15 protein-coding genes and 1 pseudogene are annotated in these 25585 nt (G+C 68.1%); 2 read left to right on the top strand and 14 right to left on the bottom strand.

Annotation, left to right across the window (positions count from 1 at the left end):
- Positions 1–48 precede the first annotated feature (48 nt).
- From DB31_RS27540 to DB31_RS27510, 7 genes are all read right to left on the bottom strand, one after another.
- Positions 49–1383: an amidohydrolase gene (locus DB31_RS27540; RefSeq protein WP_044192935.1), complete on the bottom strand. Its 1335-nt coding sequence runs from the start codon at positions 1381–1383 to the stop codon at positions 49–51.
- 25 nt (positions 1384–1408) lie between these two features.
- Complete coding sequence (locus tag DB31_RS27535; protein WP_052420286.1) at positions 1409–2320, bottom strand: DUF3396 domain-containing protein; 912 nt, start codon at positions 2318–2320, stop codon at positions 1409–1411.
- Positions 2317–3174 (bottom strand): hypothetical protein, encoded by an 858-nt coding sequence (locus DB31_RS27530; RefSeq protein ID WP_240486914.1) that lies wholly within the window; start codon positions 3172–3174, stop codon positions 2317–2319. Before DB31_RS27530 ends, DB31_RS27535 begins: the two co-directional genes overlap by 4 nt.
- Positions 3175–3191: 17 nt before the next feature.
- Complete coding sequence (locus tag DB31_RS27525) at positions 3192–5243, bottom strand: ATP-binding protein (RefSeq protein ID WP_075306224.1); 2052 nt, start codon at positions 5241–5243, stop codon at positions 3192–3194.
- A 203-nt stretch (positions 5244–5446) separates the two neighbouring features.
- On the bottom strand, positions 5447–7090 hold the full coding sequence (locus tag DB31_RS27520; protein ID WP_052420284.1) for a delta-60 repeat domain-containing protein: 1644 nt from the start codon (positions 7088–7090) through the stop codon (positions 5447–5449).
- A 192-nt stretch (positions 7091–7282) separates the two neighbouring features.
- On the bottom strand, positions 7283–8908 hold the full coding sequence (locus DB31_RS27515) for a golvesin C-terminal-like domain-containing protein (RefSeq protein WP_044192933.1): 1626 nt from the start codon (positions 8906–8908) through the stop codon (positions 7283–7285).
- A gap of 297 nt (positions 8909–9205) precedes the next feature.
- Positions 9206–9568: a nuclear transport factor 2 family protein gene (locus tag DB31_RS27510; RefSeq protein WP_044192932.1), complete on the bottom strand. Its 363-nt coding sequence runs from the start codon at positions 9566–9568 to the stop codon at positions 9206–9208.
- A 170-nt stretch (positions 9569–9738) separates the two neighbouring features.
- Here DB31_RS27510 and DB31_RS27505 point away from each other — a divergent pair, with 170 nt between their 5' ends.
- Positions 9739–11259 (top strand): hypothetical protein, encoded by a 1521-nt coding sequence (locus tag DB31_RS27505; RefSeq protein WP_044192929.1) that lies wholly within the window; start codon positions 9739–9741, stop codon positions 11257–11259.
- A gap of 24 nt (positions 11260–11283) precedes the next feature.
- Here DB31_RS27505 and DB31_RS27500 read toward each other — a convergent pair whose 3' ends face one another.
- The 4 genes and pseudogenes from DB31_RS27500 to DB31_RS27490 form a co-directional block, all read right to left on the bottom strand.
- Complete coding sequence (locus DB31_RS27500; RefSeq protein ID WP_083968736.1) at positions 11284–12732, bottom strand: serine/threonine protein kinase; 1449 nt, start codon at positions 12730–12732, stop codon at positions 11284–11286.
- 196 nt (positions 12733–12928) lie between these two features.
- Positions 12929–14782, bottom strand: a complete 1854-nt coding sequence (locus DB31_RS50725; protein ID WP_240486913.1) for an nSTAND1 domain-containing NTPase — start codon at positions 14780–14782, stop codon at positions 12929–12931.
- 669 nt (positions 14783–15451) lie between these two features.
- A pseudogene (locus tag DB31_RS51675) lies at positions 15452–17185 on the bottom strand (WD40 repeat domain-containing protein); the annotation flags it as partial.
- A 134-nt stretch (positions 17186–17319) separates the two neighbouring features.
- Positions 17320–19173 carry an SIR2 family protein gene (locus DB31_RS27490; RefSeq protein ID WP_044192922.1) on the bottom strand — a complete coding sequence of 618 codons (1854 nt, stop codon included), beginning with the start codon at positions 19171–19173 and terminating at the stop codon, positions 17320–17322.
- Positions 19174–19620: 447 nt separating this feature from the next.
- On the opposite strand from DB31_RS27490, the gene DB31_RS27485 reads away from it, so the two are divergent.
- Positions 19621–21036, top strand: a complete 1416-nt coding sequence (locus DB31_RS27485; protein WP_240486912.1) for an MEDS domain-containing protein — start codon at positions 19621–19623, stop codon at positions 21034–21036.
- Between the two features lie 18 nt (positions 21037–21054).
- On the opposite strand, the gene DB31_RS27480 is transcribed toward DB31_RS27485, so the two are convergent.
- The 3 genes from DB31_RS27480 to DB31_RS27470 all read right to left on the bottom strand — a co-directional run bounded on the left by DB31_RS27480 (position 21055) and on the right by DB31_RS27470 (position 25567).
- Complete coding sequence (locus DB31_RS27480; protein WP_044192919.1) at positions 21055–21447, bottom strand: hypothetical protein; 393 nt, start codon at positions 21445–21447, stop codon at positions 21055–21057.
- A gap of 158 nt (positions 21448–21605) precedes the next feature.
- Positions 21606–22826 (bottom strand): McrC family protein, encoded by a 1221-nt coding sequence (locus DB31_RS27475; RefSeq protein WP_044192917.1) that lies wholly within the window; start codon positions 22824–22826, stop codon positions 21606–21608.
- On the bottom strand, positions 22823–25567 hold the full coding sequence (locus DB31_RS27470) for an AAA family ATPase (protein ID WP_044193013.1): 2745 nt from the start codon (positions 25565–25567) through the stop codon (positions 22823–22825). Before DB31_RS27470 ends, DB31_RS27475 begins: the two co-directional genes overlap by 4 nt.
- Positions 25568–25585 lie beyond the last annotated feature (18 nt).

The following is a 25585-nucleotide window of genomic DNA, read 5'->3' as shown; positions in this document are numbered from 1 at the left end:
AGGAATGGCGTGGAGTGTACGCCGAGAGTCCGCCTGAGCAGTCTCAGACTAGGGCTTGTAGGTTTGGATGCGGGCCCCGGGCACGCGACGGGCGAGGCGCTCCATGTGGCTGGCCACCTCGGTGAGGACGCGGGCCTTGTCGATCGTCAGGAGCTGGCGGTCGCGCATGATGACGCGGCCGTCGACCATGACGGTCTGCACATCGCTGGCGCGGGCGCTGTAGACGAGCCCAGCGGCGAGGTTGTGCGGGGGTTGCCAGTGGGCGCCGCTCGTGTCCACGAGGATGAGGTCCGCGAGGAACCCAGGCGCGAGCTGCCCGAGCCTGTCACGCATGCCGAGCACGGCGGCGCTGCCCCGGGTGGCGATGTCGAGCGCCTCGGGGATGGGGAGGACCTCGGGGTCGCTGGCGTCATGCTTCTGCATCATGGCCATGAGGCGGAGGCTCTCGAAGATGTCGAGGGTGTTGTTGCTGACGGCGCCATCCGTGGCGAGCCCCACGGGGATGCCTGCGCGACGGAGGGCGGGGATGGGAGTCAGGCCCATGGCCAGCTTGAGGTACGTCTTGGGCGCGTGGGCGATGCCCACATGGTCCTTGTAGCGGGAGAGGCGCTGGGTGTCCTCGGGGAGCAAGCCGCAGCCGTGGGCGATGATGGTGGGGACGCTGAGGACGCCCGTGTCATCGAGCACCTGGATGGGGGTCATCTCGCGCTTCTCCAGGCTGGCGCGCGTCTGGTTCATCTCCTCGGAGGCGTGAATGTGGATGCCCACGCCCAGCTTCTTGGCGTGCTCGACGGAGGCGCGCAGGAAGCCGTCATCGCAGGTGTACGGGGCGTGGGGGGCCATCCACGTGGTGATGCGGCCATCGGCGCCGTTCTTCCAGCGCTGGGCAAAGGCAGCGGTCTCCTCGAGCGCGCCGAGGCCCCGGCTGCCGAACACGGCCCAGCCGAGGTGGGCGCGGGTGCCAGCGGCTTCGACGGCGCGGGCCGCCTGGTCCATGAAGAAGTAGTGGTCGGCGACGGTGGTGACGCCCCCTTCGATCATCTCGATGAGGCCCAGCTGCATGCCCCAGTAGACAGCCTCCTCGGTGAGGTTGCTCTCGAGCGGCCAGATGAACTCGTTGAACCAGCGCTCGATGGGGACGTCCTCGGCGAGGCCGCGGAAGAGGACCATGGGCACGTGCGAGTGCGTGTTGATGAGGCCGGGCATCGCGAGCCTCTCGCGGGCCTCGATGACCTCGAGGTCCGGCTCGGGAGGCTGGCCCGTGGGGCGGACGGCCTCGATGCGGTTGCCCCGGATGAGGATGTCCTGGTTGCGCGCGAGGGTGGGCACACCGCGCGCATCGGGCACGAGCGCGTGACAGTTGCGGATGAGGGTGTTGGGCATGGAGGGCTCGTGGTCCGGTAGGGGGTCAATCGAGGAAGCGGCGCTTCCAGCGGCGGGTATCTTCCTCGGATTGGCCGAGCATGCGCGGGTCTTCGTCGACGTAGAGCCAGGGCTCGAGGACGCGCGCCAGCTCACGGTACGCGGGAAGCGTATCACCCTGCTGGGTGTCTCCGGCTTCGGGCCAGGCGCCGAGGGTGATGAGGACCTTGTCTCCTGCTAGTTCCTGAACGGTGGTGCCGGGACTCTGGAGACGCGAACGAAGACCCTCGGCACCTCCCAGCGCTCCCAGCACCGGCTGGCCCAGGAAAGTAAGCCAGTGAGGGCCCCGCACGCGGGTTCCCACCTTCCATGAGTGGAAATTGGGCGAGTCATAGACATCGAAGCCGGGGTAACGGAGCCAGTGTTGGGCCACCTCATGCCGGGCTCCCAACAGGGAGTAGTCCGCGTTGAAGGACAGTCCGCCGTGCCCAGAGCCTAGGGGAAGGGGCGCAGCCAGTGCCGAGGCCAGCTCACGGACGCGCTCGGGGCCGTGTTCTTCAAGGAACTCCGTGGGCAGCCAGAACAGGGCCGAACACACTGCGTCCGGCTTGCGCTTCACGGCAGGGGCTTTGAGATCCTTGCCGTGGTACTCGAAGCGGTACCGGTTCTCAGTCGAGTCGTCGTCGAGCTGGATGACAGGTGAGCCTGGTCCGAGGAGTTCACGCCGCGCCTGTTCCCAGCCATGCTCATCGAGCGGCTGAGGCTCTCCGTCCGGATCGTAGTACCAGCGCAGTGTCTCAGGGCCCACGGCTTTCACATACGTCTCCAGCGCGCGCAGGAGGCTTGGGGCTACCTCCTCGTGCGAGCGCCGCATGTGGAAGTGGAGGCTCAGCCCCTCGCGGACCAGCAGCATGCCTCCTTCGGCGCGGACTCGGATGCGAGGGTAGTGCTCAGTCATCGGGCGACTCCCAGGTGAGGCTGGACGAGCACAGGTTTTCCTCCCAAGGCCTCTCGGTACACGGTTCCCTGGTTGGAGCCCTCATGTGCGTGGCCTCGTGGGTATGTCCTCCAAGGAACGCGCTGGCTGGTGTTCGCGCACGGGAACTTCAGATCGTAGGTCTCTTGGACGCGGTAGGGCTGGCCTTCATGGAGGACCAGGTCGGGCTCGATGGTTCCGCGAAGCTCCGCGCTGCGCCCCTGTCGCAACAAGTTCTCCACCACTTGGCGTGGGAGGTACTCGGCCTTGCCTGTCTCCGGGTCGACCCGATAGCGGGGTTGAATGCTGAAGCCTCCCGGTTTCAGTTCCTGGAGCTTTCTCTCAGCACACCTCAGCGCAAGAGTGTGTTGCTCCACACCCAGTTGCATGGCGCGAGTGATGGGCTGGCCCTGGCTGTCGGTGCCGATGACTTCGGAGCACTCCTGACGGGTGGGCGAGCGCCCGAAGTGCTTGAGCATCACTTCAGAGCGAGCCGCATCCGCGCACTCCGCGAGCGCTGCGTCGATACGTGCCCGCAGGTCAGCGTCCAGGGAGTGGCCCACTTGGATGACAGCCGCGCCCACCACACTGGTGGCCAGCACCGAGAAGCCCGTCGCGGCTGGGAGCGGAGGCGCCGGCGGAGGGCTGGGAACCAGCCTCAGCCCAGTCCCGGGCGGACAGTTAGCGGGGTTCTTCAGGCAGGCATTCGAGACCGTGTCCGGGACCTGGGCGTATTGCCGTGGAACTCCGTGGCTCGCCGTGCCGCAGGCCGTGCAGCACAGTGCCACCCAGAGCACCGCCCAGCTCCCCCACTCCGGTGTCGCTCCTGGCCTCATGCAGGGCTCGCTTTCCTTCAGGAAGCAGCCTCAGCCTGCGGCGGCGCGAGCGGGAGCTCAATCGTGAAGGTAGAGCCCTTTCCAGGAGTGCTCTCCACGCGGACCACTCCTCCCAGTGCCTCCACGATCTGCCGGGTGATGTAGAGCCCCAGCCCCAGCCCTCCATAATGGCGCTCGGACACCGCGCGCTCGAACCTCCCGAAGATGCGCGACAGCGACTCGGGCGCAATGCCAATCCCCTCGTCGCGCACCGTCAGCCGCGCATGGGTGCCGTCCGACTCCGTGCCGATGACCACCGGTTTGCCCGCCCCATACTTCAGCGCGTTGCTCAGCAGGTTCGTCACCACCTGCTCCAGCCGCAGCCGGTCCCAGAGCCCCACCAGCGGACCGCCCTCCTGGACGTGGATGGTCACGTGGGCCTGCGTCGCCTGTGCCTCGAAGCGCAGCGCCACCTCGTGGACCACCGACACCAGATCCACCTCCTCCCACGTCAGCCGCATGCTGCCCGCGGTGATGCGGGAGATGTCCAGCAGCTCGTTGATGAGCACGTTCAGCTTCCCCATGATGCGCTCCACCTCTTCCAACTTCCCGTGGAGCTTGTCCGCCGAGAGCGTGGGGCCCAGCGTGCTCGCCGCGCGCAGCAGCGACTGGACCTTCAGCTTGAGCGAGGTGATGGGCGTGCGCAGCTCATGGGCCGCCACCTGGAGGAACTCGTCCCGCATGCTGACGGCCCGCTGCGCCTGCAGGTACAGCGCCGAGTTGTCCAGCGCCACCGACGCCTGGGCCGCGAGCGCCTCCACGAGCTGCTCGTGCTCCTTCTGGAAGCGGCCCGGCTCCGGATGCCCGAAGAACAGCCCTCCCAGCACCGCCCCCGAGCGGCTCTTCACCGGCACGGCCAGGTAGCTCCTCACCGGCAGGTGGCCCTCCGGCATCCCACGGTAGGGCGGGTTCTGGCCGTAGTCCGGAGACTGCGTGACGTCCTCCATCCGCACCGTCGCCGTGCCCTCGAACGTGGGGGCGAAGATTCGCGTGTTGCGCGGCATGGGGAACCGCGAGAACGCCTCCCGAGGCACGCCCGAGAGGGTGTACAGCAGATAGGACTCGCCCTTGTCGTTGATGAGGTTGTGGAAGAACGCGCCGAACGCCGCCCCCGTCAGCTCCGTGGCCTCGTCCGTGATGCGCTGGACCAGCTTGTCCCGATCCAGCTCGGACGCGAACGCGAGCCCCACGCGGGAGAGGATCTCCGCCGTCCGCCTCTCCTTCTCCGCGCGGAGGTAGGCCAGCCGGTACTTCAGCTCGGACTCGCGCAGGGCCTGCTCGGTGTTGCGCCGCGCGGTGACATCCCGGCTCACGCCGATGAAGCCCACGCCCCGGCCACTGGCGTCGCGCATCAGGCGCGTCTTGATGTCCACCCAGATGTGCGTGCCGTCCTTGCGGCGCGCCTGCCACTCGCCCACGAAGTCCTCGCCCTCCAGGATTCGCGCCATGTCTTGCGCCAGGGCGGCGGGATCCTGGTCCGGGTAGAGCACCTGGGGCGTCTGTCCGAGGATCTCCTCGGCCGAGTAGCCAAAGAGTGCCTCCGCTCCCTCGTTCCAGTGAACGATGTTCCCGGGCAGGTCCGTGACGATGATGCTGTCGTGGACGCTCGCCAGGATGTTCGCCTGGAAGAGGAGCTGCTCCTTCGCGCGGCGCGCGGCGAGGCTCAGGCGCATGAAGGCGGCCACCTTCGTCCGGAGCACCTCCGCGTCCACGGGCTTGGACAGGTAGTCCAGCGCGCCCAGCGCGTAACCCTCGCGGAGGGAGCCGGCGTCCCCGCTCCGGGAGCTCAGGAAGACGAACGGCGGCAGTGAGAGGGGCACGCGCTGCTGGAGCAGCCGCACCGTCTCGAAGCCACTCAGGCCGGGCAGCTCCACGCCCAGCAGCAGGCCGGCAAACTCTTCACGGAGCAGGTGCTCGAGCGCCTCCTGCCCAGAGGAGGCCTTCACCAGCCGATAGCCCAGCGGCTGGAGGGTGGCCTCGAGGGCCCCAAGCTCCGCCAGCGGGTTGTCCACCAATAGGATGCTGCTCACCCGTGACTCCACCCCAGTCGCGTTGCTCTCTCGGCAATGGGCCTGGAGTACATACCGAATGTTCACCCCTCACAACGCGAGAGCGAGCCGTGAGCCCAGGCTGCTCGCTCCACCACCGGGTGGTGAACACTCGGAGCGGGTCGCTTGAAGGGCCAGGGGGCGCGCACCCGTGCTCCCGTGCGCGCCCCAGGTGTCCGCGCCGCTTACGGCCAGTAGCGCGTCACGGCGAACTCGTTGTTGGACTCGTTGGCCGAGCCCGCCAGCAGGATGCGCGTCACCGGCACGCGGTCATCCGGCTGCAGCGCCACCGCCTTCGCCTGGTCGCTCTTGGTGCCCGAGGCCATCGCCGTCGTCACCTTGCCGCCCGTGCCGAAGGCCGTGTCGAGCGTGCCCGACGCGTCGTAGCGCAGCACCGCGAAGTCGCCGGCCGAGCTGCCGCCCGTGTACGTCCAGCCGCCCGCCACCAGCTTGCCGTCGCTCTGGATGGCCAGCGCGGTGGCCGTCGCCTCGTTGCCCGCGTTCACCTGCGTCACCACCTTGCCCGAGGTGCCGAAGCTGGTATCCAGCGTGCCATCCGCATTCATGCGCGCCAGCGCGAAGCCACCATTGGCATCGCCGGCCACCACGAGCTTTCCGTCCGAGGTGAGCGCCGAGGACCGCGCCGAGCCGATGACCGTGCCGAACACGCCCACCACCTTGCCGCCGGTGCCGAAGGCCGTGTCCAGCGCGCCCGCCGAGGTGTAGCCGGCCAGCAGGAAGTCTCCGTCACCGCCCACCGCGACGATGCGCGACTGCCCGCTCACCGTCTGCAGCGCCAGCGAGAACACCACATCGCGGCCCGTGTCGGGCTTCAGCGAGGTGGTCACCTTGCCGCCGGTGCCGAAGCCCGTGTCCAGGGTGCCGTCGGCGTTGTAGCGCGCCAGGGCGAAGTCCAAGCCCGTGGCCGTGAAGGAGGCCTCGCCGCCCAGGAGGATCTTCCCGTCCGGCTGCACCGCGATGGCATACGCCTTGTCCGGCCCGTTGCCGAACGCCGTGGTCACCTTGCCACCGGTGCCGAAGGCCGTGTCCAGGCTGCCGTTGGTGTTGTAGCGCACCAGGGCGAAGTCATAGCCGCTCGCGCCCGCCTCGGTGGTGCCCGCCACGAGGATCTTCCCGTCGCTCTGCACGGCCACCGCGTAGGCCTCGTCGCTGCCCGCGTTGATCGGCGTCGTCACCTTGCCGCCGGTGCCGAAGCCCGTGTCCAGGTCGCCGTCGCGGTTGTAGCGCACCACCGCGTAGTCCGTGTTCGCCGCGCCCGCGCTGCGGCCCACGACGATGACTTTCCCATCGGACTGCACGGCGATGGCCTCGGCGTAGTCCTCGCTCTGGCCCACGCTGGTGATGACCTTGCCGCTGGCGAAGCTGGTGTCCACCGAGCCCGCCGGGCCACGCACTGTCACGGCGAGCGTCTTGGTGGCGCTCGTGTCCCCGGAGGTGCCCGTCACCGTCACGGTGGTGGGCAGCGAGTGCGGAGCCGTGCCCGGCGCGGAGATGGTGATGTCTGCCTTCTGTGCGTCACTGGCCACCGTGGCGCTGGTCGCGGTCGCGCCCGTGGGCAGGCCGCTGAGCGCCAGGGCCACCGCGCCGGTGAAGCCCGTCTCGCGGGTCACCGTCACGGTGATGGTGCCGCTCGAGCCCTGGAGCACGGGCAGCTTGTCTTTGTCCACCGCCAGGGTGAACTTGGCGGTGGGCTGGGGGTTCGGATTCGGCTCCGGCTCCGGCTCCTTGTCGTCGCCGCAAGCGGAGCAAGCGGTGAGCACAGCCACGGCGAGACTCAAGAGCCACTTATGGGTGGGGTTCATCTTCATGGACTGCCTCCTCGGTTCAGAGCCGGAATCTCGCCAGATGGCCGCGAGAGGTCCAGCAAAGAAGACGGGAAGCATTCCACCGAGCCCTGGGAAGGTCGACTCAACAAAAGTCGCCGTGTGGCGGCCCAGTCACGGCCGCCCGGCAGGCCCGGAGCCTCTCAAGCGCCCCAGGCCTTCAGGAATACACCGCGGCTAGCGCACGCGGATGGCGTCCGCGATGACGACGGAGCCCGCAGCGGCCCAGCGGCTGAGCTGCACCTCATTCCAGCCGGCCGGGAAGCTGTAGGTGCCCAGCGTCTGCCAAGCGCCGCCACCGGTCTGCTGGTTCTTGTACACCGTGCCCAGCTTGTTGTTGTTCGCGTCCCAGATGATGAAGGGGGCCGCGGTCGAGCGGTTGGTGCCCGCCGTCCACCACGCGTCGATGGTCCGCGTCGCCGGCGCCGACAGGTAGAAGGAGAACGTCACCGGGTCGGAGATGGCCTCCGTGGAGGCGTAGTAGTAGTTGCTGCCGTAGTAGCCCGGCGTGCCGGAGCTGGCCACCCACGTGCTGGAGGTGGAGAACTTCGCCACCGCGGTGTTGTTGTTGGTGTTGTTGGTGTCCACGATGATGGTCGCGGGGGGCGTGGTGCCGCCGCCGCTGCCGCAGTACGCGTTGACCTTGTTGATGTACGTGGTCCATGGCCAGTTCCCGCCCGGATCCGTGCGGTTGTTCGGCTGGAGCCGGCCGTGCGCCACGATGTGGTAGCTGTCCCGGGTGATGACCTGATCCTTCGAGATGTCGCACGAGAGCTTCGCCGAGGCCTCGATCTGCCCCGTGGGGAACGACGTCTGGCTGGCGAAGCCACCGTGCTCGATGCCCACCGAGAAGTTGTTCACCGACACGCCGTTGAGGCCGCAGTCCTTGCTGCCGTTGAGGCTGCAGCTGTAGCTGGCCGCCACATGCCAGGCGCGGTTCGCCTCGCTCACCAGCTGGGAAATCTCACTGCCGCTCTCGTTCACCACGTAGTGGGCCGAGGCCTGCGCCGCCGAGTTCGTCAGCCAGCTCCAGCAGCTGGAGTAGCTGCCCTCGCAGGTGTGGATGACGATCATCGAGATGTTGGTCCCCGAGGGACGCGCGTTGTAGTTGGGCGAGGGCCGCCAGACGGACGCCGCGTAGTTCGGGCCCGCCGCCAGGGCGTGCAGCGAGGGGGCCGCGAACTTCGCCTCCACCTGCGTGGGCATGAGGGACGCCGTCACCTGGCCGTCCGCGCTCTCCACCACCACGCCGCTGCGCAGGGTGGCGTAGACGCCCTTGTGCACGTGCTCGGCCTGCGCGTCCGTGTGGGTGATTCCGCTCAGGCGCACCACCGCGGGAGCCCAGGCGCCCAGGTCCGCACGGTCCACCTTCAGCTCATCGGCATAGGAGGACAGCAGCGCCGCGGCCGCGCGGATGTTGGCCAGCGCGTCATTGCGCACCGCCTCGGGGGAGACCTGGGCCAGGGCCGCGCCGCGCTCGAGCGTCTCGCCGCGCAGGGCGAAGAGGCCGAAGGCGGGGGCCTGGCCCTCGAACTCGGACTCACCGCGCACCATCTGCCAGCGCGTCTCCGTGAAGGAGACGGCCTTGAGCAGCTCCGAGGGGACGTTGAACTCGCGCGAGGCCTTGTCGAACAGCGGATCCATCTGGCCGGCGGAGCCGCGGCTCACCGCGTCCTGCGCGGCGTCGGCGACGGCGGTGGAGGGAGTCTGCGGGGGCTCCTGGGACTCGGGGCCCTGGGGGCCGCAGGCGGACAGCGCGAGGGCCGCGGCGGTGGCCGCCAGCGTGTTGCGCAACGTGGACATGAAGTCTCCTTCACCGGGGGATGGGTGCTGCGTGACAGGCGGGTGCGGATAGCAGCGGCCGTGCCAACCCAGAACTCCCCGGAATCACATGACACCGCGTGCCCGCAGTGGAGCATGCGTGCTCCACCTTCATCTCGCGCGGTAAGAGGAGAAGCGAACGCTGCGCCTGCAATCCCTCGGATTCTCAGAGGAAAAGAGACACGGGCGCACTGGCCTGAAATGGGACGCGCCGAAAGACGGGGCTGTCCAGAATTCAGACGCTTTCCGTGATTGAAGTTTTACAGCTTCAGCGCGAGCTCAGTTGAAGATGGGCGACGGGTCGAGGTGCGCGAGGTAGCGCTGGATGCGCTGCTCCTTCACATCGAACACGTTGCAGAAGGGGACGGTGATGCGGCGGCCGTCCTTGATGCGATTCATGGAGAGCTCGCCGCGGACGACCACGCCCTGCGGGGTCTGCCACACGTCGATGAGCTCATGGCGGAGGTTGCGCGCCATGCTGAGGATGGCGCTGATCACCTGCTTGGCGCCCTGGGGCCCGGAGACGGGGACGCCGCTGCCGATGCGGAAGGAGGCATCCTCGGAGAGATAGGCGGCCCATCCCTCGATGTCTCCTTGGTCGAACTTCGCGAACAGCTCGTGCACCCAGGAATGGTCAGCCATGTCCCCTCCAGAGGCGTGACGACGTGGTGCATCTGATCGTCCCGGGTGTTTCCCGTCAAGCCGAGCCCGAGTGGAATCGTGTGGTAGTCACTACCTGTGGGGTCGCCCTCGTGCATGGCGTGGTGCGTTACGCTGCCGTGGGTGGGAGCTGCTTCCCGCGGGAGGCCGTGATGGAGCACGAGCAGGGCATTCAGGAGCTGGGACGCTTCGCGCGGCGGCTGGCCGAGGATGTGCGCACGCTGAGGGCCTCGGTGCCGTTCGGTGCGGAGGTGTTCGCGCGCCATCACACCGTGGAGCGGCTGGAGCGTCCGGTGGTGGCGGTGGTGGGGGCGAAGGGCGTGGGGAAGAGCACACTGCTGCGAGCGCTCGATGGGGCGGGAGGCGCTCCGGCTGAGACTGAGCCCGTGGCGCCCCAGTCCTGGGAGTGGAGGGAGGTGGAGCTCGCAGAGAGTCCGGTGGAAGAAAGGGCCGAGGTCTGGGTGCTCGTCACTTCCGCGCTCGAGCTGTTGCCGCTGAAGGAGCTGCAGCAGCTCCACGGATGGGCCGAGCGTGTGCCGGATCCGGGGCTCCGGGTGGTCCTCACGCGCGCCGATGCGGTGCCAGCCGAGGAGCTGCCTGCGCTCGAAGGCCGGGTGCGCCAGCTTCTGGCGGAGGTGCTGCCGGGGCGCACGGTTCCCTTCTCAGGAGTCTCAGGCCAGACGGGCGCGGGCGTGGCGAAGCTGCGGGCGGAGCTGCTGCAGGCGCTCTTCCACGTGCATCGGGATCGGGTGATGGAGGAGGTGGAGGCGTGGGGCGCGGCCGTGTCGGATCTTCGAGCGCTCTTGGAGATGCGGGAGCTGGCCGCCGTGAAGCCGCAGACGATTGATCAGGTCCAGACGCGGCTGGACACGTTGCTGGCGGAGGAAGGGGTTCGGCTGCGAGGCCAGCTCGACGGGGCGCTGGAGGAGTTTCTGAGTGAGACGGAGGCGGCCTTGCCTCGCGCGAGGCGCCAGCTCACGGACTCCCTGCGAGAAGCGCTGGTGGCCCGGGTGCGTGCTGGGATGGAGGGCCTCCACCCGCGGCTCAACCAGGAGCTGGCCGAGGCGCTGCGAGGGGACACGGGCACGGAGATGACGCTGGCGCTCACCAACCGGTTCGAGGCGGCGTTGGAGGCGAAGCCGCGCTTCTTCGACTGGCAGTCGGCGAGGGCAGTGGGCGCGGTGGGGGCGATGGGGGCGGCGCTGGTGGCGCGGATGACGGGCCGGCCATCAGGGTGGGCGGTCACGGGAGGCACGCTGCTGGGAGGGCTGCTCGGCGGCCTCTTTGGAAAGGCCTCCACGGTGGATAACCGTCAGGCGCTGCATGAGCAGGTGGTGGAGCCCGTGCTGCGGGACACGGAGCAGCGGCTGCGCCAGGCCCTCGACGCATCGAAGGAGGATGTGGCACGGCTGTGCAAGCTGCTGCGCCAGGTCATCCAGGTCTTCTCGGATCCGAAGGCGGGGACGTACGACGTGGCGGCACTGAAGCAGGTGGTGTCGCTGGCGGAGATCAGCCAGAAGCAGCTGAACGAGGAGCTGGGCCGGTTCAGCCAGAAGTTCGAGGCGGAGGCGCTGCTGGAGAAGCTGAACATCTCATGGCCCGGGACGCCGAGCCGGACCGAAGCCGCGGCTGCTCCCAGCGGACAGCTTCCGGAGGGGACGGGGCAGGGATAGGTGCAGGTGCCGAACCGCCGTGGATTACTGCGGCTTCTCGGTGGTGGGCATGCGTGCAGGATTGAGTCGAGGCAAGTAGCAGCCCCCTTTCCACTCGTAGGCTTGATCGCCACAGGGAGGGACGCGAGTGGTCCACGGAATCCAACAACCCCCGTGGATCGCCATCTCTCCCCGTTCGCAGGGAGCACGGCGCTGACCTGGGAGCGGCTCCTTGGGCAATGGCAGGGAGGCTCCCTTCTCGGAGGATGGCGCATCTTGGCCCGCTTTAGGCGGCGTGCGCTTCCCGTCATCTCCGAGCCCTGCCGGGCCAGCATCGGCCGCCACCGCAGCGCTGGGAACTCGCAGTTGCACCTGCTTTGGCAGCGGGGGACTGATCGCGGGGGCCATCCACCGTGTGCCCACTGTTGCGAGCACCAGGGCTGCGACAGCCAGGCCCAATCGCCACATCCCTGCATGAGACCGAGGCTCTGTGCAGAGAGGCGCTAGGCGGGATGCAACGACGTTCGTGGGGGGCACGGCGGAGGACTCTGCCGGCAGCGCGTTCACGTAGAACAGTGGAACATCTGCGAGGGGCCCCGCGAGCTCCTCCGCGGCCTGCGCCGCATCTGCCACCTCGCAGGCTGTGCCCCGTGCGTCAGGCTCGGCTGCCAGCAGTTGCTCAATGAACTCAGCGAGTTCTGGCGCCACCCGCTCGTTGAGCGCCTCGGGGGGGAGCCTCTGCGGGGGTCGAGCATGAGGCTGTTCCTTGAGTTCCTCCGGCTCCGTTCCTGGCGGTGGATACACCCGGGTCACGAGCCGGTACAGGCTGACTCCCAACGCATAGAGATCATCAGCGGGACGCGCCTGATAACGGGCTCTCTGGACGCGCCACTGGCCCCACTCGAAGCGAAACGCCTCAGGGCTGCGGTACTCGGGCGTGTTGGGAGGCATGAGGCTCTCGGTGATGGGCGGGGCTCCGGCCCAGGTGCCCGAGCCGTAGTCCATGAGCACAGCCCGGCCCTTGGCATCGACCAGGATATTATCCCCTTTGAGGTCGCGATGCAGACAGTCGGACTGGTGCAGCACCGCGAGCGCCCCCGCCACCTGCGCGAGGACACCGAGCACCTGGCGCGAGGTGACCTGATGCTGCCGGGCCCACTCGTACAGCGGCAGGCCGTGGATCCATTCGAGTACCAGATAGGGGTGCGCCGCCTTGGGACTGGCGACCCACCAGCCGCGAGCCAGCAGCCTCGGGATGGATGGATGGTGGAAGCGCGAGAGCAGTGCGGCCTCGCGCATGAAGCGCGGGTCATAGGCGAACACGGCCACCTTGAGCGCCACGAGCGGAGACTCAGGATACCCGGCGAGACGCGCGCGAAACACGAGGCCGTAGGTGCCGCGGCCCGCGTAGCCTTCGATGCGCCATGGGCCCACGACGCTCCCAGGCCGGAGTGAGTCAGCGGTGGGCACGTCCGTCATCGGGTCTCTCGGCATGCAGGAGGCGCTTGGCTTCGCCCTTCGCGAACCTACCTCATGAGTAGGCTACAGTCATGCCTCCCTGGCGAATACCCTCGCTAGAAGAAAGGTGAGGGGCTTCTGACGTCTGCCGGGCGGGAGCTGTGCGAAGGGGTCCACTTGTCAGACAGGTTTGCCGCGCGCGTTCCCGGCAGGCCCGTCTGTTGGCGCCAACTCAGGCTGGACGGGGCACCTCAGCGAGCCCCCGGCGGCGTAGGTCTTCGAGGTCCTCGGTGAGCCCCACCTCCAGGCTCCGCTCGGACTCGATGTAGCGCTGCATGAGCGGCACGGGGCAATAGAGACGCCCGTCTCCATCCGGGACCAGCACGTAGCTCAGCTCGCGATGGTCCATCGCCTCGTCGAAGTCGGAGGATCGGATGTCCGCGCCGCGGGCCTTGAGCGCCAGCCGGACCTCTTCGCGCGTGGGCTTCCCGAGCAGCAGTGCCTGCCGCACCACGGCCCGGTGCAGGGGATGGTCGCCACGCCAGCGGCGGCTCTGGTCCCGGAGATCCTTGTCCTCGCGCAGCGCCCGCTCCAGGTTCTCGCGGGTGAGCACGTGGGTGTCCGGTGGCAGCGAATCCACCAGCGCCTTGCACGCCAGCACAATCAGGTTGGCCCGGCGCCCAGCCTGCTCGACGAGGAGCTCGGTGGTGGAGGGCGTGTCCCAGTGCAGACCCAGCGCCGCCATGGGGTCGGTAATGAGCGCCAGCGCCGAGCGCGCGTCCAGTGGCTCCAACCGGAGCTGTTCGCCGAAGTTGCGCAGCGGCTGCTTCTCATCGAGCACCACGGCCCGATACAGGTCCCAGAAGCCCGCGAGGATGAAGTGGGCCCGGCCCTCCTCGGCCAGCGCGCGCATCGTCTGCAGCAACGGGTAGCCGGCCTTGGCATCGGCGCTGATGAAGTCATCCGCCTCGTCAATGAGCCACACCCGAGGCCGTGAGGGAACTCCGGAGGCCACGTCCACGAACGGAGGGAGCGGCGAGCCATCCGAGGGCACTTGTCCACGCTCCCGGGCGAGCCGGCGGTGCAGGTCCGCGTCCGCCAGCTCCACATAGTGCGCGTCCAGATCCGAGCGGACCTGGAGCCGCCGGAACGCGGCGAGCAAGAGGCTGCTCTTGCCCATCTGCCGCTGGCCCACCACGAGGAAGTTGCGCACGGAGCGGTCCGTGATGGCGCGTACCTCGCGCTCGCGGCCGAAGAAGAAGCTCTCCATCTTCACGCCCCCAGCCACCTGGTAGGGCGACAGCTCCGACACAGAGACCTGCTCGGAGATGGTGGTCTCCAGCAGGCGCACGGGCTCATCGGCCAGCAGCAGGTCGCGCAGCCGGTTGGCGGAGAGAACAGCGCAGCGGACCTGGGGCACGCCTTCGAGCACCTGCCGCGCGTTCTGTGCTTGGGTGCGGTCCAGTACGAGCACCTGGCTGGGGCCGCGGCCATCCTGGAAGACATCGGCCATGCGGCGCTCGGCGTCTCCAGACTCCAGGCGCGTGCCATCGATGATGACGACAGCGGTGTCCCGGGCGAAGCGCAACCGGAGCTGTGGCAGCGACAGAGCCCACGTGTTCGTGCCCAGCGAGGCACCGAGCCTTCCGCCAATGGCCTCCGCGAAGGCCGTGGCCGCATCATGAGGGGTCTTGGCGCCGCCGAGAGCTCGCTGCCACCGGGTCGCCGGGATGCCCGCTGCGGTGATGGTGGAGTCGAGCCGCTTCGCACGCCTCAGCGCTTGGTCCGCCGCGGCCATCTCCGCCAGCGGGTAGTGCTTGAGGGCCGCAGGTGACCGCGCGGCGTGGACCACCATCGGGTTGCGGTACACGCGGGCGTAGTACACGAAGCCAAAGAGCAGGAGCGCGCCCAGGGCCAACGCGATGTACAGGCTATAAGCGATAGGGATCTTCACTGCCGGGACAATGAAGCTCCTCGTCCGCGGCCACTTCTTGTAGCTCACGGTAAGCGCGAGATCGAACTGGCCCAGCTTGAGCACTTCGTTCGAGAGCGGAATCGCGATGGATGACTCCTCTCCTGGTGCCAAGTCGTTAATGTTCTGGTTAGGCCCTGTGTGCTGCTTGCCATGCCACTCAAACTCTCCCGTGACGGAGAGAGGCCCAGTGGATTGAGAGCCGGTGTTTCGGAGGGTCAAGGTCAGGGTGCCGTCCTTGAGCTGAGGAGCCTTCGCCAAAACCAACTCTGGACTCAAGAGCACCAAGGGCGAGGTGAAAGCGGTTTCCTCGCCGAACGCGTGGGTGAGCTTGAAGCGGAGCTGAGGGGCCTGGGGGAGAGCGGCGAGATCTGGCCTCAAGTAAGAGAGCTTGACCGGGATCTCCACGGTGGTCCCAGCGTCCAAGCGTGGGACAGAGGCAGGGAAGAGCATCAGGCCCGGAGGGAGCTCGACAGGTTCCAGTTGGATCCAATAAGCCCGGCCTGAATCCGGAGCATTGGCGACGGTGAGGATCAGCTCGCCCGGCTCTCCAAAGTCTCCAGGAGGGACTCGGAGTTCAGCGCTGACGATGGACAGCCGCGGCGGCAGGCCCTGTCGCGCTGGAGCGATTGCCTCCAATGCTCCATCTGTGAGGCGGTGCGAGAGAAAGCCTCCATCGTCGGAGCGAAGAACCGATTTCCCTTGGAGATGGCTCACCCATCCCTGACTCGCACCGCGCAAGAGCCCTTGGAGGGGAGGGGCCTGATGGAGCGACCACAAGAGGATACGGCCGCTATCATCGCCAGAAGCGAGAGTGTGTCCCCCAGGGCTGAAAGCCAAGGAGGAGATCCATCCAATAGGGCCATGCAGCGCGCGGACAGGTTGGCCCGTGCTCACGTTCCACAAAACGATCTGCTTGTCCCCTCCGCCCGAGGCTAGGAAGCGTTGGTCAGGGCTGAAGGCCACAGCCCATACTCCCTTGGCGTGACCCTTCAGCAGTCTCGGCTGGTCATTGGGTTGGGTCCCCCACAACTGCACGGTCGCGTCATCTCCGCCCGAGGCGACGAATCTCCCGTCACGGCTGAATGCCAGGGAGCGGACGGGACCTCGGTGGTAGCGGACGCGCCGGAACGGCTCGACCGACTGGCCTTCTACGAGAACAGGGCTGATGCCGATGAGAGTAGAGCCGTCCGGGTTTGAGCCGATCGGCCGGGCCTCGGTGTAGACTTCTCTGCTGGACCGCAGCTTGTACAAAACGACGCTTCCATCATCTCCCCCTGATGCGAGCGTCCTTCCATCAGGGCTGAAGGCCACCGCACGAAGAGGTCCTTCGTGCTCCTTCACGGGAGCACCGAGGGGCTTGCCTGTCCGCGTGCTCCACAAGCGCAGCGTGCCATCGGCCGAACCCGAGACGAGCTGCGTGCCCTCGGCATTGAAGGCTACGGAGTAAACAGGGCCGGTATGTCCCTCCAACCGCAGGTGTTGCCGTCCGCTCTTCAGTTCCCATAGGGAGATGATTCCATCGTCTCCGCCTGAGGCGAGCAGGCGCTGATCCGGCGAGGTGGCCACAGCGCGCACCGGGCCGCCTGGGGCTCCCAAACGATTTAACTCAAGGCCTGTTGCCGGATCCCACACATGGACCAGTGCGTCGCTTCCTCCGGAGACAAGAGCATCCCCCGTGGGACTGAAGGCCACGGACCAGACGGGGAACAGGTTGCCTTGCATGCGACGGAGTTCATAGCCAGTGGCGATGTCCCACACGCGTACGGTGTTGTCGCCACCGCCCGATGCCAGCGTGCGCCCGTCTGGACTGAAGGCCATGGTCTCAACAGGGGACGTATGTCCCTTCAATTCCCGGAGCACACGCTGCGAGGCAGCGTCGCGTACCTGGATCACGTTGCCATTCGCGGTCGAAGCCAGGACGTCCTCTGTAGGGCTGTAGACGGACACGACATCTGGCGATCCGCCGGGAAACACTTCCACGATTCGCGACACAGCCCGGAGCGCTGAAGCTTCCGCATCGGAAGTGGAAGGCGGGAGTTCTTGGCCAGTATCCACATCCCACTGGCGCACGGTATTTTCCCGGAGGCTCGAGGCCAGGAGCTTCCCCTTGGAAGTAAAGGAAAGCACGGGGTCCACGGGGCCATTCAGAGTCCTCTGAAGGGTTCCGTTCCCTACGCTCCACACGCGCACGGTCTTGTCGCCACTGCCAGAGGCCAGGAACTGGCCATTGGGGTTGAAGGCCAAAGAACGTACGAGATCGCTGTGTCCCGGCAGGCGATGCAACTCGCGCCCAGTATCCACCGACCACAACCGCACGGTGTTGTCCTTGCCACCCGAAGCCAATGTACTTCCATCCTGGTTGAAGACGACGGCCGACACCGCGTCGGTGTGCCCTTCCAGGCGCCGGAGTTCACGGCCAGTGCTCACCACCCATAGCCTCACCAGCCCATCACTTCCGCCCGATGCCAGGAGGCGCCCATCTGGGCTGAAGGCAACAGCGCTCACGTTGCCCATCAATGACCAATGGGCTTCCGAGAGGATCGACTCGGGTTCCCCTTCGGGGACGAGCACCTCACTCTCATCGGCGTGAGCACTCGACGTCACGAGCACCACGGCCACACAGAGCGCCAGGGCGTAACGGCGCACGCTCACGGGCGGACGTCCTTGCGCGCCAGGGCCTCTCGCGCGGCCTGCTCCACCGCCTTGCACCGCAGCACCGTCTTCCCCTCCGCGCTGCTGCGCACCAGCCCCGCGAAGTACAGCCGCACCTCCGGGTACTCCACCTGGTTGTCGAGCGTCTCCAGGTCCTCCACCCGCTCCCCGGCCAAGAGCTTCGTGAGCACCGCCTCGCAACTCCGTGCTCCCGTGTAGCCGTTGCGCTCGTCTTGGCGCAGGCGCTCCTGCACATCGCTTCGCAGCGACGGGCTGCGCACCAGCCGCGACGTCACCGAGTCCACATCCAGCGCGCCCTCGCTCATCAGCGCCTCCCGGAGCAGTCCCAGGTGTCCGCCCGTGGCTGTGTGCACGCTCTGCGCCCACCGTGCGCCATCACGGCCCGCGCCCTCCAGGAACTGGCGCACCTCGTCCACCGTCAGGTCCGGCACCTCGCGGCGAGGCGCGTCCTTGAACACCGAGAAGCTCTGCATGTTGTGCAGCAGCCACGCCGAGCGCTCGCCTCCAGCAATCAGGAAGTGAAACTGCACCGCCGACGGCTCGTCCATCATCCGCCGCAGGTGCCGCCCCAGCGATGTCAGGTGCCCGAACGGCCCCCACTCGTAGCGCAGCACGATCAGGTGCTCCCTCCCGAGCCGCGCCGCCTTCTTCCGCAGGTGCTCCACCAGCGCGTCGAAGCTCTTCACGCTGTCGGCGTCCGGTCCATCTCCGGCCAGGGCGCGGCAGTACTCGGCCTCGGTGCAGTCCGGGACGTTCGGCGGCGCCAGCCACGTGGTCCGCTCCCCGTACTGCGCCGACACCCGGCGCGCCAGCGCCCGCGCCCCTCCGTCCTCCGGCGCCAGCAGCACCAGCCGGTGCTGCGTCCGCAGGATGCGCGCGTACTCCTGCTCCAGCGTGGGCCGCGCGACAGACGGCAGCTCTCCGAGCGGCGGCGACGGCGACAAGGACTCCAGCGCCAGCTTCACCCTGTTGGGCCCGAACGCCGCCTGCGCCAGCCCCCGCAGGAACGCCGCCAGCGGCGGGCCGTGGTCCTCGTACTCGACGAGCTGGATGTTGTACTTCGGCCACAGCGCCCCGCGGTCGATCTGCCCCTTCTTCATCAGCGCGAAGCTCGGCACGTGCCGGCCCTTGGTGATGCCGATGACGTGCTCCAGCTGCTTGAGCACGTACGGGTCGCTGAAGCTGAAGCCCATATAAAGGAAGGGCTTGGAGCCGAGCCATGAGCGCAGCCGCACCAGCGCGTTCTTGTACTGCGAGTAGCTCGTCGGCTGGTCCGTGTCCCCGTACAGCCGCTTGTAGTCCGCGCCCGCCAGCACCAGCGTCGCCAGCCGGTGGATGGTGCCGTGCAGGTACCACACGCGCGGAGTCTCCGGAGAGGCCTCTGCGTCCATCAGGTTCAGCTCGTCCTCTTGATCATTGGAGACGGCTTCGGCGTCCTCGCGGCCCCACAGCAGCACATCGTCGTAGTTGGGCGTGAGCACCACCGGCGGGCGCAGCTCCCACAGCGCCTGGATGACGGACAGGTCCGCGTCCGGCGGCTGCTGCACCCTCAGCCGCTCCCGCAGGAAGCGGTTGAACCGGTACGCCCCCAGCTCCTTGAAGGCCAGCTCCGCGGCCGTCAGGAAGTCTCCCTGGGCGATGCGCTGCTTCACCTCGGCCACGGCGGAGTCGGGGATGGACTCGTCGCGCATCCGCTCGGCGAGCCCCTCCAGCAGCTGGATCCACGAGGGGAACATCCCTCGCTTCACCCCCATGCTGATGCCCGCGCCTATGAATGGAACGGCCTGGTACTTGCGGACCGCCTCGACCAGCTCCCTCGGGAAGTTCATCGTACCTCGCGTGGAGGGGATGATAGTCGCTCCCGGAGAACCTGGGCGAACAGTGAAGATGAAGCGCGCGGCGATGGGGAGGCTCTGGTCACCGAGCCGTGGCAGGCCCTGGCCTCTTCAGGGAGGGCTCGTGCGCTCGGCTGAGGAGGGCGCTCTCATGAGCAGCTCGGTGGAGAACTGAGACGCTCCGTGTGGGAGGAAGGTTCGCTGGTGCGAGCATGTTGAGAAGGGGCTGGTGGCTGCTCCCGCTGGGTTTGCGAGAAGCCGGCCGAGGCAGGAGCGTGGTGCGCAGGGGGCGCTCGCCGAGGGGAGCTGGATGCCGGGGGGTGAACACCTCCTTGGCTGACGCCGCGTTACCCGAGTCGAGCTCGGAGCTTCGAACTATGCTGGCGCCGAGCGCGGGTATCGCCGGGGCGCCCGAGACGTCGTCCTCAAGGAGAGTGCATCGTGCGCAGCTTGACGCTGGTTCCCAGCGGTATTCCCGCGATTGGTGACATCCCCTGGGGGAGCCACTTCTGCAACTTCTACGCGACCGCGGAGGATTTGACGGACTCGCTGGTGCCGTACTTCAAGGCGGGCCTCGAGCACAACGAGCACTGTTTGTGGGTCACCTCCGAGCCGCTGGGCGTGGAGGACTCGAAGGCCGCGCTGCGCACCGCGGTGCCGCGCCTGGAGGAGTACCTGCGCGAGGGGCGCATCGACATCGTCGACCACCGGGAGTGGTACCTGCGCGGCGGCTCCAAGCTGGCGGAGGAGGTGCTCCAGGGGTGGATGGATCGCAAGGGGCAGGCGCTGGCGCGGGGGTTCTCCGGGCTGCGGATCTCGGGGAACACCGCCTGGCTCGAGGCGAAGGACTGGAAGGACTTCACGGACTACGAGACGCGGGTGAACGAGACGTTCCGCCAGCATGAGATTCTCGCGATGTGCAGCTACTGCCTGCACCGCTGTGAGCCGATGGGCATCCTCGACGTGGTGCGCAACCACCAGTTCGCGGTGGCGCGGCGCGAGGGGACGTGGGAGGTGCTGGAGAGTGCCTCGCTGAAGCTGGCCAAGGAGGAGCTGTGCCGGCTCAACGAGGAGCTGGAGCGCCGGGTGGTGGAGCGCACGGCCGCGCTCGAGGCGGCGCTCCAGGAGCGCGCTCACGCGGAGCAGGAGGCGCTGGCGGCGGTGCGGATTCGGGACGAGTTCCTCTCCATGGCCTCGCATGAGCTGAAGACGCCATTGACGTCGCTCCAGCTGCAGCTGGGGCTGCTGAAGTCGGGGGTGATGGCCTCTGGAGATGGGGTGGCCCGGAAGCTGTCGCCGAAGCTGCAGACCCTGGAGCGCCAGGTCACCCGCCTCAACGCGCTCAACAACAGCCTGTTGGATGTGACGGCGCTGAGCACCGGGAAGCTGCGGCTGGAGCTGCAGCCGGTGGAGCTGGGGGCGCTGGTGCGCGAGGCGGTGGAGCGGCTCGAGCCGGACTTCGCGCGCGCGGGCTGCGAGGTGCGGCTGGAGTTGGTGGAGGAGCTGCAGGGGCGGTGGGACCCGATGCGCCTGGAGCAGATCGTCGTGAACCTGCTGACCAACGCCATCAAGTACGGGCTGGGCAAGCCGGTGCACATCCAGGTCCAGCGGCGCGGGGAGAGCGCCGTGCTGGCGGTGAGGGACCAGGGAATTGGCATCTCCTCGGAGGCGCAGGAGCGGCTGTTCCGCAAGTTCGAGCGGGCGGTGCCCTCGCAGCACTACGGCGGCCTGGGCCTGGGGCTCTACATCAGCCGCACGCTGGTGGAGGCGATGCAGGGCGCCATCCAAGTGGACTCGCAGCCTGGGCATGGTGCCATCTTCACGGTGACGCTGCCGTGTGAGCCGGCGCTGCACTGAGCGGCGCGCGGTGGGGTGTCAGGTGTACATCTCGACTTTCTCCATTTCCTCGCGCAGGGCCTGCTGCTCCTGCTTCGTCGCACCGAGCCGCTCCATCATCTTCAGCTCTGGGGCGAAGCGATCGGTGTGGGTCTTGTCGGGGACGAAGCGGCGGATGATCTTCTCCACGCCTCCGCTGGGGCCCGCGGAGTTGTGCGACAGCACGGCGATGCGCTCGTAGGCCTGGCGGTAGCTCTGGCGCACGGCCTCGGGAGTCTCCGGGCTGGACAGCGCCTCGCGCAGGGCTTCGACCTCCGTGAGCAGGTGCGAGAGCAGGACCACGAGGCCGGCCTCGGGGGAACCCCTTTCATGGATCTCGGCGAGGTGGCGGTAGAGTTCCCACGAGGTGTTGGAGGTGTTGGATGGGCTCATGGGCCTGGAAATTGGCTCATGAGCTCCCCCGTGTCGAGCCAGCGCATCCTCGGCGTGAATAGATGGGTGAATAGATATCTGGCGTGTTTGGATTTGTAAGTGAGCGTATTGACTAGCGTATTGTGATGAACGCTGATGATGAATGAATAGATAGCGGATCAAGGCTGGCTGGAAAGCACGGGGTGCGGGCCCGCCTTGCCCCACGAGATGAGCCGCTCCGCGGCGGACTCCAGCGCGGTGCTGACCTTGGTTGCGCGCCCGCCTAGGGGCACCTTCACGATGCGCACTTCGCTCAGGCGCCCGAAGGTCCTCAGGTGCAGGGTTGTCTCCTCTGGCAGAGCCCCCGGAGCTGGGAGCACGAGCACGCCTCGCCGCGTGTTCAAGCACGCCAGGTAGGTGACGAGCTGCTGGAAGTCCTCCGCTGGAGGCATCCCCTCTGCTGGAAGCTTGTACTTCGCGTCGATGACGAGCCGTGTCTCTCCCTGCTCGATGACCACGTCTGGGATGGCCGTGAGCCGCCCCTCCGCGTCCACGGAGAGCGGCCGCTGCGCATGACACGTCAGCCCCTTTGCGTCCGCGACCTTCGCGAGGGCTCGGGTGATGGCGGCCTCGAACACAGGCGCCAGCCGGACGATGAACGACGACAGGGGATGGTGGCCCGGAGTGGCTTGTAGGCCCGAGCTCTCCAAGATGATGCGAGCCAGCTCCACCGCGGGCCCGTACGCCGCGAAGCGGCGATCCGAGTTCAGCACCTTCTCCGCCGCCTTCACCTCCGCCAGCGGCTGCACCTCCGCCAGGGTGGACGTCAGTGTTCGCGCATGCGCCGCCGCGTGCGGACCGAAGAGGCCCGAGCGCTCCAGGACCTGCAGCGCCGCGAGCAGCACCCGGTTGGGCGCCACATCCGGGGTGAACTCATCGAACCGGCACGAGAGCCGGTGCCGGTGCGTGGGAGGACGAGCCAGGTCCCTCCCCACGAGCCAACGCCCCCGCAGCGCTGGACGCTCGGACTCTTCCTCTCGATAGCCGCGCACCCACCCGCCGCGCGCCAGCCGCTCCACCCGCCGGACATAGAGCGCCCCCAGCAGCGAGAGCAACTCCTCGGCCTCTCCCGCGCCCACCACATCCTCGCTCCACGTCACGTCCCTCGCGGCATAGTCGAGCAGCGCGAGCAGGTTGAGCGCTGGCACCTTGGGCCGCACGTGCAGCGTCCCTCCCGGCAGTGCCACCATGCCCGCCACTCCCTGCGCGCGCAGCCGGAAGCCTCCCACCGAGGGCTCGACCGAGAGCGCCGAGCCCAGATGCGTCTGCGCCTCCAGCACGTCGGCAGGGGAGAGCGGCAGTTCAGCCCACTCCCACTCGGTGAGGGTCCACGCCGTCATTCCGCCATGTCCACCGGCCCGGGCCGGGCCGCGTCGAAGAGCACTTGCAGCTCCATCACCACCTGCGGCGAGTCATAGAAGCAGTCCTCCAGCAGTGGGCCAATGTCATGCCGCCAGATGCGCTCGACGCGCGTCGCGTCCAGGTCCTTGTCCATGAAGTACGAGTGGCCGATGCAGAACTCGCGGCCCGGTGAGCGGGCAATCCGCGCGTTCACTCCCTCCAGCCCGCGCACCACCCAGTCGCAGACGTCCGGCGCCACGTCCCACTTGAGCAGGTTGCGCCGAAGCACATCCGTGTCCGGATCCATCCGCACGAAGTGGAAGCGTCGCCGCAGCGCCACGTCGATCTGCGCGATGGACCGGTCCGCGCTGTTCATCGTGCCGACCAGATAGAGGTTGGACGGCAGCTCGAAGAGGTCCCCCGAGCCCGACAGCCGCACCCGCTCCTCGCGGTACTCCAGCAGGTACAGCAGCTCGCCGAACACGCGCGGGAGCGCGGCGCGGTTGATCTCGTCAATGAGCAGCACGAAGCGCTCCGTGGGCGCCGCCTGGGCCCGCTCCGCCAGCGCCTTGAGGATGCCCGCGCGGTACTCGTAGCGCAGCCCCCCCGGCGCCTGCGGATCCGCCACCGGGCGCAGTCCCTCCACGAAGTCCTCATAGGAGTACGCGGGGTGGAACTGCACGCGCTCGCACCGGGACTCGGCCCCGGCCTGGTAGCGGGCCAGCTCGCGGGCGATGAACGTCTTTCCTGTCCCCGGAGGCCCGTAGAGGATGAGCTGCTTCCGGTGCTCCAGCAGCGCGCACAGCTCCTCCAGCCGCTCGCGGCGCAGCGAGGTGACATGGAGGAAGCGCTCGGCCGGATCCAGCTCCTTCGGAGGTAGCTGCTGATCCAGCCGCGCCTTGAGCCAGTGGAGGAAGCGCCGCATGGCCTGTGTGGCCGGCAGCCCCGCCGCCATGGGCATGTGAGGTGCCAGCGCCTCCCGGAGCGCATCATTGGAGCGCACCGCCAGCGTGCCCGGAGAGAGCGTTCCGGGCAGCGCGGGCAGCCCGAGCATCTCCATCATCCGCGCCTTACCGTGGTCTCCCTCGAGCGTGTACAGGCCCAGGAAGCGCGCGGGTTGCACGAGGGCCAGGCACTTGAGCAGCACCGCCTCGCCCAGCCCTCGCACGGTCAGAGGGCTTCCTTTGTCGAGCACCCGATCCAGGCGCTGCTCCACGCGCCCCTCTCCATAGAGCACGTCCCGCAGCGTGGCGCGGAAGTGGACGAGCTCCTCCTCACGCGCCTCCAGGAAGAAGCGGTTGAGCCCTGGCATGGGCCCCGTCGCCCCGAGCAGCCCCAGCTGGTACACGGGCCGGAAGTCCTCCGGCGTGAGCCGGTCCAGCGCCTCCTTCGCGAGCAGCCGCGCCCACGCCTCGCGCTGCTGTGCCTCTCTCGTGTCGGACTCATCCGGGTAGCCCGAGGTGCGCCGCCACTCCTCCACCCACGCTGCCAGGTCCAGCACCCGGGGAGCGGGCGCCGAGGTGGGCTCGGGCGTGAGCGCATCGAAGGGCAGGTAGGGCGCGAGCGCCTCGCGGACCTCGGGGTTGCGGTCCACCACGAGCCGCGCCAGGTGCGGCAGCTCATCGGCGCGGATGGGCAGCACCACCCCGCTGCGAGGCGAGGCCATCATCATCCCCGACAGCGTCGAGTGCGCTTGAATGGCCGCCAGCGGAATCGGGTGGGGGAGCACATCGGTGATGAACTCCACCTCGAAGCGCGTCTCCTCACCCACGGGGGCCGGAGCGGCCACCATCTTGCCGAGCCCCAGCACCTCGCGCACGGGACTGGCCTGATAGAGGAACACGAGGTCTCCCGGCTCGGCGTCCTGGAGCCACTCGCGGGAGCTGCGCTGGGTGGCCGTCCACATGCTGCGCCGGCCCCGCTTCACCTCGGTTCGCAGGTTGCGCCGCGAGAGCATGTGCCGGACGACCCAGGCTGCGGGCTCCTCCTCCGGCTCGCCGCCGATCTCCTCCTCGGGCGGGCCGTCCTCCAACTCCTCCACCTTCTTGCGAGCCAGGTAGCCGCCCAGCTTTCTGTCACACAGCCAGTGGCAGAAGGCGTCGAAGTGGTCCGCATCTTGGATGCCCAGCGGCTTGAGGCGCTCGAGCACGAAGCGCAGGGCGGCGTTGGCCTCCAGATAGTGCTCCAGGGCCATGCTCACCTCGCGCGGCTCGCCCCAGAGCGCCAGACAGAAGTTGCCCGTGCGGCGGCTCTTGGCGTTCACCACGAGGTACAGGTCCGGCCGCAGGCAGCGCAGCGCCGGGCTCAGGAAGCCCGCTCGGAAGCCCTTCGAGAGCGGCGAGGCGGCAAAAACGTCCAGCGCGGCCTGCTGGGGGCCCTGCTCCAGCGTGCGCAGCAGGCGCAGCAGGTTGTGGGCAATGTCCCGCCACGCGGCCTCGTTCGGCACCCAGCCCACATTCTGGAACCAGAGCTTGATCTCCCGGTTGATGACGGCCCAGCTCGCGGTCCACGCGCCGCGCTGACGGTTGAACGGCGTGTCCCGGTGCGGCAGCAGCTTCACCAGCACCCGGTCCGTCACCTCCTCGCCCGCATCGGCCCGGCGGCAGATGTCCTCGAAGGCCGCGCGAGCAAACGCGGCATCCGCGGCGCAGCGCGCCAGGTGTGCCTGTCCGGAGGGCTGGTGGACGAAGCGCTGGAGGAACTGGGCGACGAGCTCGGGCAGGGGCGGCAGGACGTTCACGCGGGAGAACCTCTCCTC

It is taken from the genome of Hyalangium minutum (genome assembly GCF_000737315.1).
Lineage (GTDB): Bacteria > Myxococcota > Myxococcia > Myxococcales > Myxococcaceae > Hyalangium > Hyalangium minutum.
This window is presented reverse-complemented; position numbering and strand designations above follow the sequence as displayed.

Coding starts and splice junctions, on each gene's coding strand:
- DB31_RS27540 (WP_044192935.1), bottom strand. CDS start 1,383: ATGCCCAACACCCTCATCCGCAACTGTCACGCGCTCGTGCCCGATGCG.
- DB31_RS27535 (WP_052420286.1), bottom strand. CDS start 2,320: ATGACTGAGCACTACCCTCGCATCCGAGTCCGCGCCGAAGGAGGCATG.
- DB31_RS27530 (WP_240486914.1), bottom strand. CDS start 3,174: ATGAGGCCAGGAGCGACACCGGAGTGGGGGAGCTGGGCGGTGCTCTGG.
- DB31_RS27520 (WP_052420284.1), bottom strand. CDS start 7,090: ATGAAGATGAACCCCACCCATAAGTGGCTCTTGAGTCTCGCCGTGGCT.
- DB31_RS27515 (WP_044192933.1), bottom strand. CDS start 8,908: ATGTCCACGTTGCGCAACACGCTGGCGGCCACCGCCGCGGCCCTCGCG.
- DB31_RS27510 (WP_044192932.1), bottom strand. CDS start 9,568: ATGGCTGACCATTCCTGGGTGCACGAGCTGTTCGCGAAGTTCGACCAA.
- DB31_RS27505 (WP_044192929.1), top strand. CDS start 9,739: ATGGAGCACGAGCAGGGCATTCAGGAGCTGGGACGCTTCGCGCGGCGG.
- DB31_RS27500 (WP_083968736.1), bottom strand. CDS start 12,732: ATGCCGAGAGACCCGATGACGGACGTGCCCACCGCTGACTCACTCCGG.
- DB31_RS27490 (WP_044192922.1), bottom strand. CDS start 19,173: ATGAACTTCCCGAGGGAGCTGGTCGAGGCGGTCCGCAAGTACCAGGCC.
- DB31_RS27480 (WP_044192919.1), bottom strand. CDS start 21,447: ATGAGCCCATCCAACACCTCCAACACCTCGTGGGAACTCTACCGCCAC.
- DB31_RS27475 (WP_044192917.1), bottom strand. CDS start 22,826: ATGACGGCGTGGACCCTCACCGAGTGGGAGTGGGCTGAACTGCCGCTC.